Genomic DNA, 18,803 nt, shown 5'->3' on the forward strand with positions numbered 1-18,803 from the left:
GCCGGGTGCCCCGGCACGACGCGGCGACGACGACGTCGCGCGGGTTCAGGCTAGACCCCGGCCCGCGCTCGGGCGCGCAGGAGACTACCGTGGAGTCATGGCATCCGAAACCCCCGTCGACTCCGCTGAGGCCGAGACCACCCCCGAAGAGCTCACCTTCGCCGACCTGGGACTGGATGCCGCCGTGCTCAAGGCCCTGAAGGACGTGGGTTACGAGACCCCTTCCGCGATCCAGGCGGCCACCATCCCCGTGCTGCTGCAGGGCCGCGACGTCGTCGGCCTCGCCCAGACCGGAACCGGCAAGACCGCGGCCTTCGCGCTCCCGGTGCTGTCGCAGATGGAGACCGGCCACAAGAACCCGCAGGCCCTCGTGCTCGCCCCCACCCGTGAGCTCGCGCTGCAGGTGTGCGAGGCGTTCGAGAAGTACGCCGCGCACATCAAGGGCGTCTCGGTGCTCCCCGTCTACGGCGGACAGGGGTACGGCCAGCAGCTGTCGGCCCTGCGTCGCGGTGTCGACGTGATCGTCGGAACCCCCGGTCGCATCATGGACCACCTCGACAAGGGCACCCTCGACCTCAGCGAGCTGAAGTTCCTCGTGCTCGACGAGGCCGACGAGATGCTCAAGATGGGCTTCGCGGAGGACGTCGAGACGATCCTCGCCGACACCCCCTCGACCAAGCAGGTCGCGCTGTTCTCGGCCACCATGCCGGCGCAGATCCGCCGCATCTCGGCGCAGTACCTCAACGACCCCGAAGAGATCACGGTCAAGACCAAGACCACGACCTCGGCGAACATCACCCAGCGCTACCTCGTGGTGTCGTACCAGCAGAAGATCGATGCGCTGACCCGCATCCTCGAGGTCGAGAACTTCGAGGGCATGATCGTGTTCACCCGCACGAAGAACGAGACCGAGACGGTCGCCGAGAAGCTCCGCGCCCGCGGCTACACGGCCGCCGCGATCAACGGCGACATCGCCCAGGTGCAGCGCGAGCGGACGGTCAATCAGCTGAAGTCGGGCAAGCTCGACATCCTCGTCGCCACCGACGTCGCCGCGCGCGGTCTGGACGTCGAGCGCATCAGTCACGTCGTCAACTACGACCTGCCGATCGACACCGAGTCGTACGTGCACCGCATCGGCCGCACCGGTCGCGCGGGCCGCACGGGAGACGCGATCAGCTTCGTGACGCCGCGTGAGCGCCGCATGCTCACCGCGATCGAGAAGGCCACGCGTCAGCCGCTGACCGAGATGTCGCTGCCGAGCGTCGACGACGTCAACGCCACGCGTCTCACCCGCTTCGACGACGCCATCACGACCGCCCTCGAGGACACCGCCGCGATCGCGACCTTCCGCGACGTCGTCGCCCATTACGTCGCGCACCACGACGTGCCCGAGGCCGACGTGGCCGCAGCTCTCGCCGTGGTCGCCCAGGGCGACACGCCGCTGCTGCTCGAGGAGGAGACGATCCAGCAGCCGCGCTTCGACCGGGACCGCGACCGTGACCGCCCTGCTCGTGAGGGCGGAGACCGCGGCGATCGCCGCAGCGGCGGCGGACGCTTCGCGACGTACCGCATCGCGGTGGGCCGTCGCCAGCGCGTGGAGCCGCGCCAGATCGTGGGTGCCCTCGCGAACGAGGGCGGCCTGCGTCGCAACGATTTCGGCGCGATCCAGATCCGCCAGGACTTCTCGCTCGTCGAGCTGCCCGCCGACCTCTCGCGCGACACGATCGACCGCCTCGCCGACACCCGCATCTCGGGCCAGCTCATCGACCTGCGCCTCGACCAGGGCGGTCGCTCCGCCAAGCGCAGCGACCGGCCGCAGCGCCGCGATCGCGACCGCGACTGAGCCTCCGCCCGGCCGCCGCGCCGGGCTCGCGGCATCCGTTCGACGCCCCCGCCGACTTCCGGGTCGCGGGGGCGTCGTGGTCGCGGGGCGAAAGGTGAAGATTTGGGGCGCGTTTCTGCGTTTGGGGCGTGGTATTTCGCGCCCCAGACGGAGGAATGCGCCCCAAAACGGTACGTGGGGGTGGGGGTGGGGGTGGGGAGTGATTCGAAAACCGCGGCATCCAGAAGTTGAGCCAATTCATATCAAGTCGCCTTGACCTCCCGACGGGGGTTCGATAACCTTGAGTCATCGCGGCTCAACCCGCGCAGAGACTTTCACCCAGAACCCCGAGTGCGGCATCGGCCGTGCTCACAAGCAAGGAGACACATATGCCCCGTGCAGTGGGAATCGACCTCGGTACGACCAACTCCGTCGTGAGCGTGCTCGAGGGTGGCGAGCCCAAGGTCATCGCGAACGCCGAGGGTTTCCGTACGACCCCCTCGGTCGTCGCCTACACGAAGGACGGCGAGGTGCTCGTCGGCGAGACCGCCAAGCGCCAGGCCGTCACCAACGTCGACCGCACCATCTCGAGCGTCAAGCGCCACATGGGCACCACCTGGAGCTTCGACGTCGACGGCAAGAAGTGGACGCCGCAGGAGATCTCGGCCCGCATCCTGCAGAAGCTGAAGCGCGACGCCGAGGAGTACCTCGGTGACAGCGTGACCGATGCGGTCATCACCGTCCCCGCGTACTTCAACGACGCCGAGCGTCAGGCCACCAAGGAGGCCGGTGAGATCGCGGGCCTCAACGTGCTGCGCATCATCAACGAGCCCACCGCCGCGGCCCTCGCGTACGGCCTCGACAAGGGCAAGGAAGACGAGCTCATCCTGGTCTTCGACCTCGGTGGCGGAACGTTCGACGTCTCGCTGCTCGAGGTGGGCAAGGACGACGACTTCTCGACCATCCAGGTGCGCGCCACCTCCGGTGACAACCGCCTCGGTGGAGACGACTGGGACCAGCGCGTCGTCGACTACCTCATCAAGCAGTTCAAGGACACCACCGGTGTCGACGTCTCGGGCGACAAGATCGCCCTCCAGCGTCTGAAGGAAGCGGCCGAGCAGGCGAAGAAGGAGCTGTCGAGCTCGACCTCGACCTCCATCAACCTGCCCTACCTGTCGCTCACCGACTCGGGCCCTGTCTCCCTCAGCGAGACCCTCTCCCGCGCGAAGTTCGAGGACCTCACCAAGGACCTCCTCGACCGCACCCGCAAGCCCTTCTCCGACGTCATCCGCGAAGCCGGCGTGAAGGTCGACGACATCGCGCACGTGGTGCTCGTCGGCGGCTCGACCCGCATGCCCGCGGTCGCCGAGCTGGTGAAGAAGGAGACCGGGAAGGACGCCAACAAGGGCGTCAACCCCGACGAGGTCGTGGCCGTGGGTGCAGCCCTGCAGGCCGGTGTCCTCAAGGGGGAGCGCAAGGACGTCCTCCTCATCGACGTCACCCCCCTGAGCCTCGGCATCGAGACCAAGGGCGGCATCATGACCAAGCTCATCGAGCGCAACACGGCCATCCCGACCAAGCGCAGCGAGACCTTCACCACCGCCGACGACAACCAGCCGTCGGTCGCGATCCAGGTCTTCCAGGGCGAGCGCGAGTTCACCCGCGACAACAAGCCGCTCGGCACCTTCGAGCTCACCGGCATCGCCCCGGCTCCCCGCGGCATCCCGCAGGTCGAGGTCACCTTCGACATCGACGCCAACGGCATCGTGCACGTGTCCGCGAAGGACAAGGGCACCGGCAAGGAGCAGTCGATGACCATCACGGGCGGCTCGTCGCTGCCGAAGGAGGACATCGAGCGCATGGTGCGCGAGGCCGAGGAGAACGCGGCCGACGACAAGAAGCGCCGCGAGTCCGCCGAGACCCGCAACCAGGCCGAGACCCTGTCGTACTCGATCGAGAAGCTGATCAAGGAGAACGACGACAAGCTCCCCGCCGAGGTCAAGACCGAGGTGCAGGGCGATGTCGACGCGCTCAAGACGGCTCTCGCCGGCGACGACGACGACGCGGTCAAGACCGCGTTCGACAAGCTGAACGCCAGCCAGGGCAAGCTCGGTGAGGCCATCTACGCCTCGTCGCAGGCCGCGGGCGAGCAGGCCGACCCCAACGTGGGTCAGCCGGGCAACGGCGAGACGCCGAACCCCGAGGAAGACGTCATCGACGCCGAGGTCGTCGACGACGAGAACCCCGACGAGAACAAGAAGTAAGCAGAGAACATGGCACACAAGGACGACGAACAGCCCACGGGCTCGGGCGCCGGTCCTGACGAGACGGGGCCGGAGGAGAACACCTCCGGCCCCGCGCCGTCGGGCGACCAGTCCGAGCCTTCGGGGACGGATGCCGATGGCCTGACCATCGACGACATCCTCGGCGCCGAGCAGACGCCCGAGGCGGCCGCAGAAGGTGCGTCCTCCGACAAGGAGGCCTCGCTGCTGATCGACCTCAAGCGCCTGCAGGCCGAGTACGCCAACTACCGTCGGCGCACCGAAGAGCAGCGGGAGCGCGAGATCGAGCGCGCCAAGGGCGAGGCCGTGAAGGGCCTGCTGCCCGTCATGGACGACCTCGACCGCGCCGCCAAGCACGGCGACCTCGTCGAGGGCAGCCCCCTCGCCGCGATCGGCGACAAGGTGCGGGCCGTGGCCGAGCGCCTCGGCGTGGTGTCGTACGGCGCCGTCGGCGACGTGTTCGACCCCCAGCAGCACGAGGCGATCTTCCAGGCGCCGACCCCGGGTGTGACCGAGACGACGATCCTCGAGGTCGTCGAGGTCGGCTACCGCCTCGGTTCGGTCGAGCTGCGACCGGCCAAGGTCGTCGTCGCCGTGCCGGCCTAAGAGGAGGACGCATGGCGAGTCAGGACTGGTTCGACAAGGACTTCTACAAGGTCCTCGGTGTCGACAAGAGCGTCAGCGCTGCCGATCTGAAGAAGACGTATCGCAAGCTCGCGCGCCAGTACCACCCCGACTCGAACCCGGGTGACGCGAAAGCCGAGGGGAAGTTCAAGGAGATCAGCGAGGCCTACTCGGTGCTCAACGACCCCGAGCAGCGCGAGGAGTACGACCAGATCCGGGCCATGGGCTCGGGGGCGCGCTTCTCCGCTCCGGGGGCGAGCGGCGGCGGCGGTTTCGACGACGTCTTCAGTCGGTTCGGTCAGGGTCGCGGCCAGCCCCAGGGCGGCTTCGACGACTTCTTCTCGATGTTCGACCAGCAGGGCGGCGGGGGCTTCGGCTCCGGACGCTTCGGTCAGACGACGGGAGGGTTCCGCGGTTTCGGCGGCCCCCAGCGCGGGTCCGATGTGACGGCGCGGACGACGATCGACTTCGTCACCGCGGCGAAGGGCGAGACCATCACCCTGCAGGGCGAGGACAACGTCCCGTTCAAGGTGAAGATCCCGGCCGGCGTCTCGGACGGGCAGAAGATCCGACTCCGGGGTCGTGGACGCAAGTCCCCCGACGGCGGCGAGAGCGGCGACATCGTCGTGACGGTGGCGGTGCGCCCGCACCCCGTGTTCACGCGCGACGGCCTCAACCTGCGGGTGACGGTCCCCGTCACCTTCACCGAGGCCGCACTCGGCGCCACGATCGAGGTGCCCGCGCTGGGCGGCGAGACCGTTCGCCTGCGCGTGGCCCCGGGAACCCCCTCGGGTCGCGTGCTGCGCGTCAAAGGCCGCGGGATCGCGACCGCCAAGGGCACCGGCGACCTGCTCGCCGAGGTCCAGGTGGCCGTGCCCGCACACCTCGACGACGCGGCCCGCGAAGCCCTCGAGCGCTACCAGGCGCTCGAACCGAAAGAGAACCCCCGCGCCGACCTGATGGCCAAAGCGCGGTAGACGCACGCGCGTCGCCGTGGTTCTCGGCATCCGATGAGTCAGGATGCCGAGAACCCGGTGTCGCACCCGCCACGACGGAAGAAGGTGAGACGTGGCTGAGAGAGAGATCGACGAAGACGCCCCGATCTTCGCCATCGCCGCCGCGGCGGAGCTGTCGAACATGCACCCGCAGACGTTGCGACAGTACGACCGTCTCGGTCTCGTGGTGCCCGCGCGCACCCAGGGCGGATCGCGGCGGTACTCCAGCCGTCACGTGCAGCAGCTGCGCGAGGTCGCGCGGCTCTCCGGTGAGGGCATGAGCCTGCCCGCCATCGCGCGCCTGCTCGCTCTCGAGGAGCGCGTGCACGAGCTCGCGCGTCGTGTGAACGACCTCGAACGACAGCTCTCGGCCGAGCGGCAGTCGCGCCCCGGTGCGCGCGTCTTCGCGGCGGGCGCGACCGGCTCGGTCGTGACGTTGCGCCACGGCGCGCGCGTCCGCCGGGCGACCGACGTCGTGCTCTGGCGCCCGTTGGGCCCGTTCGATCTCGACGACTGAGATTGCGACGCTCGCCTGCGCGGCGGAGGTCCCCGAGCCTGTCGAAGGGACCGGAACGCCGCGCATGCCCGGTGGCTCCGGCGGACGTGCCGACCCCCACCGTGGGTCGCTGCCCGATCAGGCCGGATCGATGCGCAGCACGGTCGGCGACTCCCCGACCTGCAGGTCGTCGACGACGCGGAGCGTGCGGGCGACGTCATCCACCGCGCCGATGACCGTGCCGAAGCGCTGGCGGTCCGCGCAGACCGCGGTGACGGTGACGAAGTGCGAGCCGGTGTCCCACGTGTACGTCGCGAACGGCGGGGTCTTCGGGTCGGCGGGCAGGGGCATCGCCAGCTTCTCGCCGACGCCGAGGTAAGGGTTCCGGAACGACTCGGTGTCGTCGTACTCCATGGGCATCATGGCGCGGGCGGTGCGCAGCTGCGGCGTCGCCTCCTGCAGTTGCGCCATCACCACCAGCAGCTCCGGGTCGCTCTTCCACACCCACACCAGCACGCGACCGGCGGCGCGGCGCATCAGCAACGGGGCCGCCTGGCTGAGGATCCAGGCGAAGGCGCCGCCGCCCGGACGCGGTGTCGCGCCCGTGCCCTGGTTCGCCTGGCTCAGCAGCATGCCGATCGCCGCCTTGCGGTGGCGGCGGCCGCGGAATCCGAGGGAGCCGGTCACCGGCACCCAGAGGTCGGCGGGGGCGTCGGCCTGCAGTCGGGACATGACCCACAGCCTACGAGCCGCCTCCTGGGAGAGGGATGCCGAGTGCCGGCGTTCGCGAGCAGAGAACGCTCCCACGCGGGAAAGCCTCGCCGATGTCGGAGGTCAGTGCCAGGCTGGGACCGCGGTCATCGCGATCGCACTCGAACACCCGGAGGGTCCCGTGCTCGGCAAACTCCTCATGCGTTATCTGTCGCGGTATCGATGGCTGCTCGTCGCGATCCTCGTCTTCCAGGCTGCGTCCGCCCTGGCGACGCTCTACCTGCCGCGCCTCAACGCCGACATCATCAACCTCGGTGTCGCGCAGGGCGACACGGGGTTCATCTGGTCGCGCGGCGCCCTCATGCTCGTCATCTCCCTCGGTCAGATCGTGGCATCCGTCATCGCCACATACTTCGCCGCGCGTGCCGCCATGGCCGCCGGCCGCGACATCCGGCGCGACGTCTTCGAGCGCGTGAGCGGGTTCTCCGAGCGCGAGCTGTCGCAGTTCGGCGCGGGCTCTCTGATCACCCGCAACACCAATGACGTCCAGCAGGTGCAGATGCTGGCGATGATGGGCGCCACCATGCTCGTCAGCGCCCCGCTCCTCGCGGTCGGCGGGGTCATCATGGCCCTCCAGCAAGACGTCGGGCTCAGCTGGCTGATCGCCGTCGCGGTGCCCGTGCTGCTCATCGCGGCGGGGCTCATCATCGCTCGCATGGTGCCCCTGTTCCGCAGCTATCAGTCCAAGCTCGACGGCGTGAACCGGGTCATGCGCGAGCAGCTGACGGGGGTGCGCGTGGTCCGCGCTTTCGTGCGAGAGCGCATCGAAGAAGAGCGCTTCCGCCGGGCCAACACCGACATCCTCGTAGTGGGCCGCAAGGTGGGCTCCCTCTTCGTGCTGCTGTTCCCGCTGGCCATGCTCGTGCTCAACGTGACCGTCGTGGGGGTCATCTGGTTCGGCGGCATCCAGGTCGACGCCGGCGGAGTCGAGATCGGCACCCTCTTCGCGTTCATCCAGTACGTCGCGCAGATCCTCGGCGGCGTGCTGATGGCGAGCTTCATGACCGTGATGATCCCTCGCGCCGCCGTTTCGGCCGAGCGCATCGGCGAGGTCCTCGACAGCCGTTCGACCCTGCAGCGCCCCGAGAACCCGGTCAGCGTCTTCGCCGAGGCCGGCGCGGTGGAGTTCGACGACGTGTCGTTCGCCTACCCGGGCGCCGAGGCGCCGGTCGTGGCGGGTGTGACCTTCCGAGCGGCCCCCGGCGAGACCGTGGCCATCGTCGGATCGACGGGAGCGGGCAAGACCACCCTCGTGTCCTTGATCCCGCGCCTGTTCGACGTCACGGGCGGTGCGGTGCGCGTCGGCGGGGTCGACGTGCGCGAGGCCGACCTCGACGAGCTGTGGAAGGGCATCGGCCTCGTGCCGCAGAGACCCTTCCTCTTCAGCGGCACCGTGGCGTCCAACCTGCGATTCGGGCGCGAAGACGCCACCGACGACGAGTTGTGGCACGCCCTCGAGATCGCGCAGGGCCGCGACTTCGTCGAGGCGATAGACGGAAAGCTCGAGGGGCGCATCGCCCAGGGCGGCACCAACGTCTCGGGCGGTCAGCGCCAGCGCCTCGCGATCGCGCGGGCGATCGTGCATCGGCCCCGCGTGCTGGTCTTCGACGACTCGTTCTCGGCGCTCGACCTCACCACCGACGCGCGCCTGCGGGCCGCACTCTGGCAGGAGCTCCCGGAGGTGACGAAGATCGTCGTCGCGCAGCGCGTGTCCACCATCACCGGGGCCGACCGCATCGTCGTCCTCGAAGACGGGCGCATGGCCGGACTCGGCACGCACGACGAGCTGTTGCGCACGAGTCCCACATATCGAGAGATCGTCGAATCGCAGCTGGGGGTGGAAGCATGAGCGTGCCCGACGCCCTCACCGACGAAGACCGCGCCGAGCTCGAGCTCGCCGAGCAGGCGCGACAGAACTCCGGCGACTGGAACAGCGTCGCGCCCGGCAAGGCCGCTGCCTTCGGGCCGAGCTTCCGACGCCTGATCGGTCTGCTGCGTCCCTACGCGTGGGCGTTCGCCCTCGTCTCCGCACTCGGAGCTCTCGGGGTGGTGCTCGCCGTCCTGGCCCCGCGTGTGCTGGGAGACGCCACCAACATCATCTTCGAGGGCGTCGTCTCGCGCGGGCTGGGCGAGGCCTTCCCCGCCGGCACGTCCAAGGAGGCCGTCGTCGAGGCGCTGCGCGCATCGGGGCAGACCGACGTCGCCAACATCGTCTCCGCGATGAACAGCTTCCAGGTCGGCGCGGGCGTCGACTTCGACGCGCTGCGCGTCGTGATCGTCACCGTCCTCGCGATCTACGTCGGGTCGTCGCTGCTGTCGTGGATCCAGGGCTACGTCATCAACGTCATCATGGTGCGCACGATGTGGCGTCTCCGCGAAGACGTCGAGGCGAAGATCAACCGTCTGCCGCTGTCGTACTTCGACAAGGTCCAACGCGGCGAGCTGATCTCGCGCGTGACGAACGACATCGACAACATCACCCAGACCATGCAGCAGTCGCTCTCGAGCGCGCTGACCTCGGTGCTGACGGTCGTGGGTGTGCTCATCATGATGTTCACGATCTCCTGGCAGCTCGCGCTCGTGGCCCTGGTATCGCTGCCGCTCATGGCGGTCATCTTCGGCGTGATCGGCCCGAAATCGCAGAAGGCGTTCGGCGAGCAGTGGAAGAAGGTGGGCCGCCTGAACGCCCGCGTCGAGGAGTCGTTCTCGGGGCACGCGCTGGTCAAGGTCTACGGGCGCGAGAAAGACGCCCGAGAGAAGTTCGAGGGCGAGAACGAGGAGCTCTACGAGGCGAGCTTCAAGGCGCAGTTCCTCTCCGGCATGATCATGCCGGGCATGATGTTCGTCGGAAACCTCACGTACGTCGGCATCGCCGTGCTCGGTGGCCTCATGGTGGCGGGCGGGCAGATCCGACTCGGTGATGTGCAGGCCTTCATCCAGTACTCGCAGCAGTTCACGCAGCCGCTGTCGCAGCTGGGCGGTATGGCGGCCGTCGTGCAGTCCGGAACCGCATCGGCGGAGCGCGTCTTCGCCCTCCTCGACGCCGACGAGCAGGAGGCCGACGCGGCCGACGCGCCCGCAGCCCCCGAGGGTCGCGGCGTCATCGAGTTCCAGAACGTGCGTTTCTCTTACACGCCCGAGAGGCCCCTCATCACCGACCTGTCGTTCCGTGTCGAGCCCGGGCAGACCGTCGCGATCGTCGGACCCACCGGGGCGGGCAAGACCACTTTGGTCAACCTCATCATGCGCTTCTACGAGCTCGACGGAGGGCGCATCCTGCTCGACGGCCAGGACATCGCCGAGCTGCGTCGCGACGATGTGCGCTCCCGCACCGGAATGGTGCTGCAGGACCCGTGGCTGTTCGCGGGATCGATCCGCGACAACATCCGCTACGGCCGCGAGAGCGCGACCGACGACGAGATCGTCGAGGCGGCGGTGGCGACGCGTGTCGACCAGTTCGTGCACTCTCTCCCCGAGGGATACGACACCGTCCTCGACGAGGATGCCGCCAATGTCTCGGCCGGTGAGAAGCAGCTCATCACCATCGCGCGAGCGTTCGTGGCGCGGCCGTCGGTGCTGATCCTCGACGAGGCGACCTCGTCCGTCGACACGCGCACCGAGCTGCTGCTGCAGCAGGCGATGGCCGCGCTGCGCGAGGGTCGCACCTCGTTCGTCATCGCCCACCGCCTCTCCACGATCCGCGACGCCGACCTCATCCTCGTGATGGAGCACGGCGACATCGTCGAGAAGGGCACGCACGACGAGCTGATCGCCGCGCAGGGCGCGTATTACCGGCTCTACCGGTCGCAGTTCGAACAGGCCGCGGCCGACCTCGACACGGCGGGAGCGGAACAGGAACGCCCGGGCGAGCAGCGGCACGCGCCGATCACCGGCGACAGCGAGGTGGTGTCGGCGATGGCGGCCGCGGCCTCCGAGGTGGTGGTCCCGGCGGGTGTCGACGGGCCGCCGCGGCCGGCGAACGGTTCCCCGTCGCCGGAAGGGCGCTGACAGGGGCGCGTCGTGCGTCGCGGGCGCGGGCCCGCGCCGTGCGACCCCGGGCATCGAGGGGCGCGGGCTCCCGGCCGTCGACGATCCGACTCACCCGGCGCCCGCCTGTGAACGGCTCCCGGGCGGCGGAAACCCGCCCGGGTACAGTGGATGACACGTTCACCGCTGTGAACCGCGCAGTTGCGCACCGCTCCATCCCAGCGACCTTTCCGCCGCACAGATAGGCCTCACCACACGTGACCACTCCTGCGACGCCCGCCGACACCCCCGCGCCCGCCGCCGAGTCACCCGGCTCGTCCGCGTCCGCCGACCGTCCGCTGAAGATCCTCATCGGCGCCGACACCTTCCTGCCCCACGTGAACGGCGCCGCCCGGTTCGCCGAGCGCCTCGCGGCGGGTCTCGTCGCGCGGGGCCACGACGTGCACGTCGCCGCCCCGAGCGTCGGCCACAGCAACGCGGGCACCGCGATCGAGACGATCGAGGGTCAGCCGATGATGATGCACCGGCTGCCGGCCTACCGCTTCCTCCCGCACGACTGGATCACCTACGTGCTGCCGTGGCGCTCGAAGCACTACGCCCGCATCGTGCTCGACGAGGTCAAGCCCGACGTCGTGCACATCCAGTCGCACATCGTGATCGGTCGGGGTCTCGCCCGCGAGGCCCGCAAGCGCGGCATCCCCGTCGTGGCGACGAACCACGTGATGGCCGAGAACATCCTCGACTTCACCACGCTTCCCGACTGGCTCGATCGCGTCTTCGTCAAGCTCGCGTGGGCTGATGCGGAGCGCACCTTCAAGATGACGCGCGCCGTGACCACGCCCACGCGTAAGGCGGCCGACTTCCTCGAGGCGACGATCGACATCGACGGCGTCATCCCGATCTCGTGCGGAATCGACCGCTCGAACTACCGCCCCGACCTGACCCCCCGTGATGCGAATCGCATCCTCTTCGTCGGTCGACTCACCACCGAGAAGCACATCGACGTGGTGCTGGCGGCGCTGGCGAAGCTCGATCCCGCGCTCGACGTCACCTTCGACGTCGTCGGCGGCGGCGACCAGCGTGCCAAGCTCGAGGCGCTGGCCGATCAGCTCGGTGTGGCCGAGCGCGTCACGTTCCACGGGCACGCGTCCGACGACGAGCTCCGCAACCTGTACTCGCGCGCCAGCGTCTTCGCCATCGCCTCGATCGCGGAACTGCAGTCGATCGCCACGATGGAGGCCATGGCATCCGGTCTGCCGATCGTGGCCGCCGACGCCGTCGCCCTCCCGCACCTCGTGCACGAGGGTGAGAACGGCTACCTCTTCACGCCGGGCGATTCCGACGAGCTCGCCGCGCGCCTGACCGATGTGCTCACCGCGTCGCCCGAGGAGCGTCTGCGCATGCAGCAGGCGTCCCTCGACGCCGTCGCCGTGCACGACATCACCCGCACCCTCGACACCTTCGAAGCGCTGTATCGCGGCCGCCCGCTGCCGGAGTGACCGCGTGCACGTGGTGATGTTCGCCGACCAGCACCTCGAGTCGCTGGGCGGTGCGCAGGTGTCGATGCGACTGCAGAAACGGTTCCTCGAACGCGCCGGTCACCTCGTGACGGTCGTCGCTCCGCGCCTGCATCGTCCGGCATCCGACGATCCGGCGTACCTCGACCTCCCGTCGATCGCGATCACCCCCGACCGCGAGTACGCGCTCACGTGGCCCGGTGCGCGCACGGACCGATTCCTGGATGCCGAGATGGGCGCGCGGCTGCCCGCCGACGTCGTGCACGTGCAGGCCGACTTCTGGGGCGCCTTCATCGGCCACCGCTTCGCCGCGCGACACGGACTGCCGGTGGTGCACACGATGCACAATCGCGTCGACGTGGGGATCGCGGCGACGGCGCCTTTTCCGGGGCTGGTGCTGCGTGTGCTCAATGCCTGGGCGCGCCGGGCGCTGCCGGTCGCGGACGCTCCCTTCGCCGCCCGACCGCTCGCCACGCGCAGAGGCGGAAGGTCCTCGCCGGACGCCGGTGAGGGGCTGCGAGCCCCGCGCGATTCCACGGGCTCCGGCGGCCCGGCGTCGCGCGTCGACGGATGGGCGTTCCTGCACCGCCTCGCGCGACTGTCGCGCGCGGTCACGGCACCGTCCGCGCACTTCGCCCGCCGCCTGGAACAGCATGGGGTGGCCCCCTCGGTCGACGTCATCTGGAACGGCATCGACGACGACGTGCTCGACGCCGCCCTGGCCTTCGGCCCCTCCGCGCGCCGCCCCGGTCGTCCGCGCTTCGTGTGGCTCGGGCGCATGAGCCCCGAGAAACGCCTGCTCCCCTTCCTCGAGGCCGTCGTGGCATCCGGAATCGATGCCGAGGTCGAGATCATCGGCGGCGGCGCACAGCTGAACGCCGCGCGGCGTCTCGTCGAGCGCGAACACCCCACCGCCGACGTGACCTTCGCGGGACGACTGCCCTACGCCGAGACCCTCGCCCGTCTCGCCGACGCCGATGCGGTGGTGCAGACCTCCATCGGCTTCGAGACCCAGGGCATGACGGTCTTCGAGGCCGCCTCGCTGGGGACGCCCGCCGTGGTCAGCGACCCCGACATCGCCGCCGAGCTCGGTGGGGGGACCTGGACCGTCGCGGACGCCACGGTCCCGGCACTCGCGGAGTCACTCCGCCGCGCCGCCGCCGATATCGCCGCGGGTTCGCCCGTGCGACCCGAGCCGTCGATCGCGGAGCGCTTCCGCCAGTCGTCCCGCACCGCGGCGATGGTCGCCGTGTACGAACGGGCCGTGGCCGCGGGCCGCTGACGCGTCTCCGCGGCCGGCGTCGGGATTTCGTCGCCACGGTCCGCGCCGGGCTTCTCCGCCGCGCCGTGGGTCATCCGCCCGCGCCGGCGCCGTGAATCGGGCACCGGCGGGGGCGCGGTGTGCACGGCGGCGGGTGGTTCGGGCGACATGCCGGCGTGTCCGGGGGCCGGCGTGTCGGGGGTTCGGCCCGCCGTTGTTCCGTCGGGCGCCCGGGAGTGGGCGGGGAAGAACCGAACGGCGGTCAGGCCAGGCGACCGCCGGGCCGCGGGACGGCGATCGTCGCCGTTATGGGCTTCGCCGATTGCGCGACCTCCGTCGCAGGCGCCGGCTGCCCGACCGCCGTCGCGGGCGTCAGTGGCTGACCGACCTTTGTCGTGGGCACGGCGCGGGCTCGCTCTGTCGACGCGAGGCGTGAGGGGTCGGTGGGGATGCGGCCATAGCCGTCGGTGCGAATGAGCCACACGGTGCCGATGATTCCGGCGAGCGACAGGATGCCGAGAGCGATGAAGTAAGCCATGGCAGGAAAGCTACGGGTAGAGGAATCAGGCCTACGAGTGGCATGATGGACGCACATCGTAAGATTTCTGCCACTTCGGAGGTGCGCATGCGCTCGGTCGCCGTCGTCGTCCAACCCGGGTTCGCCCCGTTCGAGTTCGGCCTCGCCTGCGAGGCCTTCGGTCTCGACCGCAGTGACGACGGCATCCCGAACTTCGACTTCCGCATCGTGGCCCCCGACCCGGGCGCCGTGTCGTCCAACATCGGCTTCTCGATCAACGTCGAGCACGGCCTGGATGCCGCGGAGGACGTCGACATCCTCGTGCTCGCGCCGATCCCGCGTTCGCAGTGGGATCACGTGGATGAGCGGGTCATCGAGGTCGTCCGCGCCGCGCACGCCCGCGGCGCGTGGCTTCTCAGCGTGTGCAGCGGATCGTTCGTCATCGCGGCATCCGGGGTGCTCGACGGCAGGCGCGCGACCACGCACTGGCGCTATGCCGACACGATGGCGCGCATGTATCCGCAGATCGACGTGGATCCCGACGTGCTGTACGTGCAATCGGACAACATCATCACGAGCGCCGGGACGGCGGCGGGGCTCGACGCCTGTCTGCACCTGCTCCGGCAGGAGCTGGGCTCCGAACTCGCCAACCGCATCGCGCGGCGCATGGTCGTCGCCCCCCAGCGCGACGGCGGCCAGGCGCAGTTCATCGCTTCTCCTATTCCGATCGACGCCTCGCTCTCGCTCGCCCCGGTCACCGAATGGATGCTGCAGAACCTGCATGCCGAGCTGTCGGTCGATCGGCTCGCGGCGCGCGCCCACATGTCTCCCCGCACCTTCGCCCGGCGGTTCAAGGCCGACCTCGGTGCCACCCCCGCGGCATGGCTCGCGCGCCAGCGCCTGCTGCATGCGCAGCGACTGCTGGAGGAGACCGACCTCGGGCTCGACCGCATCGCCGCCGAGTGCGGCTTCGGGTCGGCCGCGGTGCTGCGGCAGAACTTCGCCCGCACGATGGGTCTGACGCCGACGGCGTACCGCGCCCGTTTCTCGTGCACAGGGGCCGAGGTTTCGGCGTCCGTCCCGGAGCCGGAGGCGATCCCGGCCTGACCGATAGCCCCCGCCCCGCCACCCCGCGACGTTGCTGCCGCCCCACGGTCGCCCGCACCGGCACGAGGCCTGCCGGTGCGACGTCCGTCGAGATGGCCCCTCTCTGCCCAGATCACGCAATGCCGACGCGAAAGCGGGTGATCTCGTGCACGTGGCGCGCTCTCGGTGTCCGGAATGGGGCGCCGGCGTGCGGGGCGGGCGGTGAGGCCTCGGAGAGCCGGAGCTCCGCCCTCGCCGTGCCGGCGCGAGGGACCGTAGCGCGCGGGAGTCGTGGCATCCATTGCCCTCCGGAGGACGCGCTGCTAAACTTGAGTCAACGCAACTCAACTTTGCGACAGACTTCAGGAGAACACGTGAACGCCACACAACAGCCGGGGCAGGAGGACGCGCGCAGCGCCCTCGAGCAATTCGGCATCAACCTCACCGACCGGGCCCGCCAGGGCAAGCTCGACCCCGTGATCGGGCGCGACGGCGAGATCCGCCGCGTCAGCCAGGTGCTCACCCGGCGCACCAAGAACAACCCCGTGCTCATCGGCGAACCCGGCGTCGGCAAGACCGCCGTCGTCGAGGGGCTCGCTCAGCGCATCGTCGCGGGCGACGTCGCCGAGAGCCTCAAGAACAAAGAGCTCGTCTCGCTCGACATCTCGGCGCTCGTCGCCGGGGCGATGTACCGCGGCCAGTTCGAGGAGCGGCTGAAGAGCGTCCTCAAGGAGATCACCGAATCCGACGGGCGCATCATCACGTTCATCGACGAGCTGCACGTGCTCATGGGTGCGGGAGGCGGCGAGGGCTCGGTCGCGGCCAGCAACATGCTCAAGCCCATGCTCGCCCGCGGTGAGCTGCGCCTGATCGGCGCGACCACGCTGGACGAGTACCGCGAGTTCATCGAGAAGGATGCCGCCCTCGAGCGCCGCTTCCAGCAGGTCTACGTCGGCGAGCCGACGGTCGAAGACACCGTCGCGATCCTCCGCGGCCTCAAGGAGCGCTACGAGGCGCACCACAAGGTCGCGATCGCCGACGCGGCGCTGGTCGCCGCGGCATCCCTGTCCAACCGGTACATCCCCTCGCGTCAGCTGCCCGACAAGGCCATCGACCTGATCGACGAAGCGGCATCCCGCCTGCGCATGGAGATCGACTCGGCCCCGCTGGAGATCGACGAGCTGCGTCGTCACGTCGACCGGCTCAAGCTCGAGGAGCTCGCGCTGAAGAAGGAGAAGGACGCCGCCTCAAAGGAGCGGCTCGCGACGCTCCGCGAGACCCTCGCCGCCGAACAGGCCAAGCTCGACGAGCTGCAGGCCCGATGGGAGCGCGAGCGCGCCTCGCTCAACCGCGTCGGAGACCTCAAGACCCGGCTCGACGCCGCCCGCGTGGATGCCGAACGCGCCCAGCGCGAGGGAAACCTCGAGCGCGCGTCGCGGCTGCTGTACGCCGAGATCCCGGCGCTCGAGCGCGAACTCATGAAGGCCGAGCGCGACGAGCCCGCGGGCGACCGAATGGTGAACGAGCAGGTCACCGACGAAGACATCGCGGCCGTCATCGCCGCGTGGACCGGAATCCCGGTCGGCCGTCTGCTGCAGGGCGAGACCGAGAAGCTGCTGCACCTGGAGCGCGAGCTCGGCAGACGTCTGATCGGGCAGAAGGATGCCGTGAAGGCCGTCTCCGACGCCGTCCGTCGTTCGCGCGCCGGCATCAGCGACCCGAACCGCCCGGTCGGCTCCTTCCTGTTCCTCGGCCCCACGGGCGTCGGCAAGACGGAGCTGGCGAAGTCGCTGGCCGACTTCCTCTTCGACGACGAGCACGCCATGGTGCGCATCGACATGTCGGAGTACGGCGAGAAGCACTCCGTCTCGCGCTTGGTCGGAGCCCCTCCGGGCTACGTCGGGTACGAGGCCGGCGGCCAGCTCACCGAGGCTGTGCGCCGTCGCCCCTACAGCGTGGTGCTGCTGGACGAGGTCGAGAAGGCCCACCCCGAGGTGTTCGACGTGCTGCTGCAGGTCATGGACGACGGTCGCCTGACCGACGGTCAGGGCCGCACGGTCGATTTCACCAATGTCATCCTGATCCTCACCAGCAATCTCGGCTCGCCGATCCTCATCGACCCGACGCTGTCGATGGATGCCAAGCGCGACCAGGTGCAGGCGCTCGTGCGCCAGGCCTTCAAGCCCGAGTTCGTGAACCGTCTCGACGACATCGTGATCTTCCAGGCCCTGAGCCAGGACGACCTCGCCCAGATCGTCGAACTCGCGGTCGACGCGCTGCACAAGCGGCTGCGCGAGCGCCGGCTCACCCTCGCCGTCACCCCCGACGCGCGGTCGTGGCTCGCCGAGCGCGGGTACGACCCGGTGTACGGCGCCCGGCCGCTGCGCCGGCTCATCCAGACCGAGATCCAGAACCGCCTCGCGATGGCGATCCTCGCCGGCACCGTGCGCGACGGCGACGTCGTCCGGGTCGACGTCGCCAGCGACGGCGAGTCGCTCATGCTGGCGAGCGCCGGCCCCGCGGCCGACGACACCGACGACACCGACGACGACGTGATCGAGGCCGAGATCGTGGAGTAGACGAAAGGTCACAAGAGGGGGGATGCCACGTTCAGCGCGAGGCATCCCCCCTCTTCATGCGGGGGTCAGGGGCAGGGCGTCAGCCAGGCTTTGACGAACGCCGCGCTCTGGTACGCGTACTGGAACACCCAGTCGAACAGCGTCAGGTCGGTGTCGACGCCCACCACGGTGACATCGGCGGCGGAGCACTTCGCGAAGATGTACCGGGTTCGGGCCACGTGCGGCGTGAACGTGACGACCACGGTCTTGCCCGACTCGTGCGTCGCGTCGTAGCGGTCGAGGAGCCGGCTCTCGCCGGCGGTGGTGAACGGGTCGGGCGTCTCGCAGGTGACCCCGCGCCGTCGGCACACGTCCAGAGCCGCGGCATCGAAGCGGGCCTCGCCGTGGCCCGTGCCGGAGTCGGACACGGAGATCAGCAGCGGAACGGGTCGATCTGCGTCGCGCAGCGTGCGGGCGAGGTCGAGCCGCTCCTGCTGGGGCGGCCCGATGACGTAGACGAGGCTCGCGTCGCCCGGGTCGCCGGGCGGGGGGAAGACGAACACCGGGAGTCCCGCGATCGCGATCAGGAGGATCGTGGACCCGAGGGCCAGGGCGAGTCGACGCCCGCGTCGACCCGGGAGCAGCCAGGCGACGATGCGTCGGCGTGGTCGCGCGGTGCCGATGCCGGAGGAGGGGGAGGTCGTCACCTCCGCGAGGGTAGGCGGCCGGCCCCCGCGCGGGCTCGCTCGTCCGCGCGCTCGGCCGCGGGTGAGGCGGGCCGTGGCCGTGGAATCCGCGGGCCCGCGGCGACCGCCGCGGAAACGCCGTCCGCCCCCGTCCCGTGAATGACGGGCCGGGGGCGGACGGATGCCGCGGGCCGGCGGGGC

General features: G+C 69.9%; 14 protein-coding genes. 11 read left to right on the forward strand and 3 right to left on the reverse strand.

Annotated elements, in window-relative coordinates; all coding sequences use genetic code 11:
* The first annotated feature begins 97 nt into the window (after positions 1-97).
* From AB0N82_RS04660 to AB0N82_RS04680, 5 genes are all read left to right on the forward strand, one after another.
* On the forward strand, positions 98-1,843 hold the full coding sequence (locus AB0N82_RS04660; RefSeq protein WP_363388703.1) for a DEAD/DEAH box helicase: 1,746 nt from the start codon (positions 98-100) through the stop codon (positions 1,841-1,843).
* 368 nt (positions 1,844-2,211) lie between these two features.
* Positions 2,212-4,086: a molecular chaperone DnaK gene (gene dnaK, locus AB0N82_RS04665; RefSeq protein ID WP_315994259.1), complete on the forward strand. Its 1,875-nt coding sequence runs from the start codon at positions 2,212-2,214 to the stop codon at positions 4,084-4,086.
* Between the two features lie 9 nt (positions 4,087-4,095).
* A complete protein-coding gene (gene grpE, locus AB0N82_RS04670; protein WP_315994260.1) occupies positions 4,096-4,710 on the forward strand; it encodes a nucleotide exchange factor GrpE in 615 nt (204 codons plus the stop codon).
* An 11-nt stretch (positions 4,711-4,721) separates the two neighbouring features.
* Entirely contained in the window at positions 4,722-5,705 is a 984-nt protein-coding gene (locus AB0N82_RS04675) for a DnaJ C-terminal domain-containing protein (RefSeq protein WP_363388708.1), read from the forward strand.
* 91 nt (positions 5,706-5,796) lie between these two features.
* Complete coding sequence (locus AB0N82_RS04680; RefSeq protein ID WP_315994262.1) at positions 5,797-6,240, forward strand: MerR family transcriptional regulator; 444 nt, start codon at positions 5,797-5,799, stop codon at positions 6,238-6,240.
* 117 nt (positions 6,241-6,357) lie between these two features.
* Here AB0N82_RS04680 and AB0N82_RS04685 read toward each other — a convergent pair whose 3' ends face one another.
* Positions 6,358-6,951 carry a hypothetical protein gene (locus AB0N82_RS04685; RefSeq protein ID WP_363388712.1) on the reverse strand — a complete coding sequence of 198 codons (594 nt, stop codon included), beginning with the start codon at positions 6,949-6,951 and terminating at the stop codon, positions 6,358-6,360.
* A 160-nt stretch (positions 6,952-7,111) separates the two neighbouring features.
* Here AB0N82_RS04685 and AB0N82_RS04690 point away from each other — a divergent pair, with 160 nt between their 5' ends.
* The 4 genes from AB0N82_RS04690 (at position 7,112) to AB0N82_RS04705 (ending at position 13,776) form a co-directional block, all read left to right on the forward strand.
* Positions 7,112-8,839 (forward strand): ABC transporter ATP-binding protein, encoded by a 1,728-nt coding sequence (locus tag AB0N82_RS04690; protein WP_363388715.1) that lies wholly within the window; start codon positions 7,112-7,114, stop codon positions 8,837-8,839.
* Positions 8,836-10,998, forward strand: coding sequence for an ABC transporter ATP-binding protein (locus AB0N82_RS04695; protein ID WP_363388718.1), 2,163 nt, complete (start codon positions 8,836-8,838; stop codon positions 10,996-10,998). Before AB0N82_RS04690 ends, AB0N82_RS04695 begins: the two co-directional genes overlap by 4 nt.
* A gap of 236 nt (positions 10,999-11,234) precedes the next feature.
* Positions 11,235-12,476 carry a glycosyltransferase gene (locus AB0N82_RS04700; RefSeq protein ID WP_363388721.1) on the forward strand — a complete coding sequence of 414 codons (1,242 nt, stop codon included), beginning with the start codon at positions 11,235-11,237 and terminating at the stop codon, positions 12,474-12,476.
* Positions 12,477-12,480: 4 nt separating this feature from the next.
* Positions 12,481-13,776, forward strand: a complete 1,296-nt coding sequence (locus tag AB0N82_RS04705) for a glycosyltransferase (RefSeq protein WP_363388724.1) — start codon at positions 12,481-12,483, stop codon at positions 13,774-13,776.
* Positions 13,777-14,017: 241 nt separating this feature from the next.
* On the opposite strand, the gene AB0N82_RS04710 is transcribed toward AB0N82_RS04705, so the two are convergent.
* Positions 14,018-14,293 carry a hypothetical protein gene (locus AB0N82_RS04710; RefSeq protein ID WP_315994267.1) on the reverse strand — a complete coding sequence of 92 codons (276 nt, stop codon included), beginning with the start codon at positions 14,291-14,293 and terminating at the stop codon, positions 14,018-14,020.
* An 87-nt stretch (positions 14,294-14,380) separates the two neighbouring features.
* On the opposite strand from AB0N82_RS04710, the gene AB0N82_RS04715 reads away from it, so the two are divergent.
* Positions 14,381-15,379 (forward strand): helix-turn-helix domain-containing protein, encoded by a 999-nt coding sequence (locus AB0N82_RS04715; protein WP_363388727.1) that lies wholly within the window; start codon positions 14,381-14,383, stop codon positions 15,377-15,379.
* Between the two features lie 353 nt (positions 15,380-15,732).
* Complete coding sequence (locus AB0N82_RS04720) at positions 15,733-17,937, forward strand: AAA family ATPase (protein WP_315994269.1); 2,205 nt, start codon at positions 15,733-15,735, stop codon at positions 17,935-17,937.
* Positions 17,938-18,002: 65 nt separating this feature from the next.
* Here AB0N82_RS04720 and AB0N82_RS04725 read toward each other — a convergent pair whose 3' ends face one another.
* Entirely contained in the window at positions 18,003-18,623 is a 621-nt protein-coding gene (locus AB0N82_RS04725) for a YdcF family protein (RefSeq protein WP_363388731.1), read from the reverse strand.
* Between the last annotated feature and the right edge of the window lie 180 nt (positions 18,624-18,803).

The sequence above is a fragment of the Microbacterium sp. NPDC089186 genome (genome assembly GCF_040685115.1).
Lineage (GTDB): Bacteria > Actinomycetota > Actinomycetes > Actinomycetales > Microbacteriaceae > Microbacterium > Microbacterium galbum.

What these genes read in the sequence shown, in the direction of transcription:
- grpE (WP_315994260.1), top strand. Translation starts at nt 4,096, where the DNA reads ATGGCACACAAGGACGACGAACAGCCCACGGGCTCGGGCGCCGGTCCT.
- AB0N82_RS04715 (WP_363388727.1), top strand. Translation starts at nt 14,381, where the DNA reads ATGCGCTCGGTCGCCGTCGTCGTCCAACCCGGGTTCGCCCCGTTCGAG.
- AB0N82_RS04695 (WP_363388718.1), top strand. Translation starts at nt 8,836, where the DNA reads ATGAGCGTGCCCGACGCCCTCACCGACGAAGACCGCGCCGAGCTCGAG.
- dnaK (WP_315994259.1), top strand. Translation starts at nt 2,212, where the DNA reads ATGCCCCGTGCAGTGGGAATCGACCTCGGTACGACCAACTCCGTCGTG.
- AB0N82_RS04685 (WP_363388712.1), bottom strand. Translation starts at nt 6,951, where the DNA reads ATGTCCCGACTGCAGGCCGACGCCCCCGCCGACCTCTGGGTGCCGGTG.
- AB0N82_RS04660 (WP_363388703.1), top strand. Translation starts at nt 98, where the DNA reads ATGGCATCCGAAACCCCCGTCGACTCCGCTGAGGCCGAGACCACCCCC.
- AB0N82_RS04710 (WP_315994267.1), bottom strand. Translation starts at nt 14,293, where the DNA reads ATGGCTTACTTCATCGCTCTCGGCATCCTGTCGCTCGCCGGAATCATC.
- AB0N82_RS04675 (WP_363388708.1), top strand. Translation starts at nt 4,722, where the DNA reads ATGGCGAGTCAGGACTGGTTCGACAAGGACTTCTACAAGGTCCTCGGT.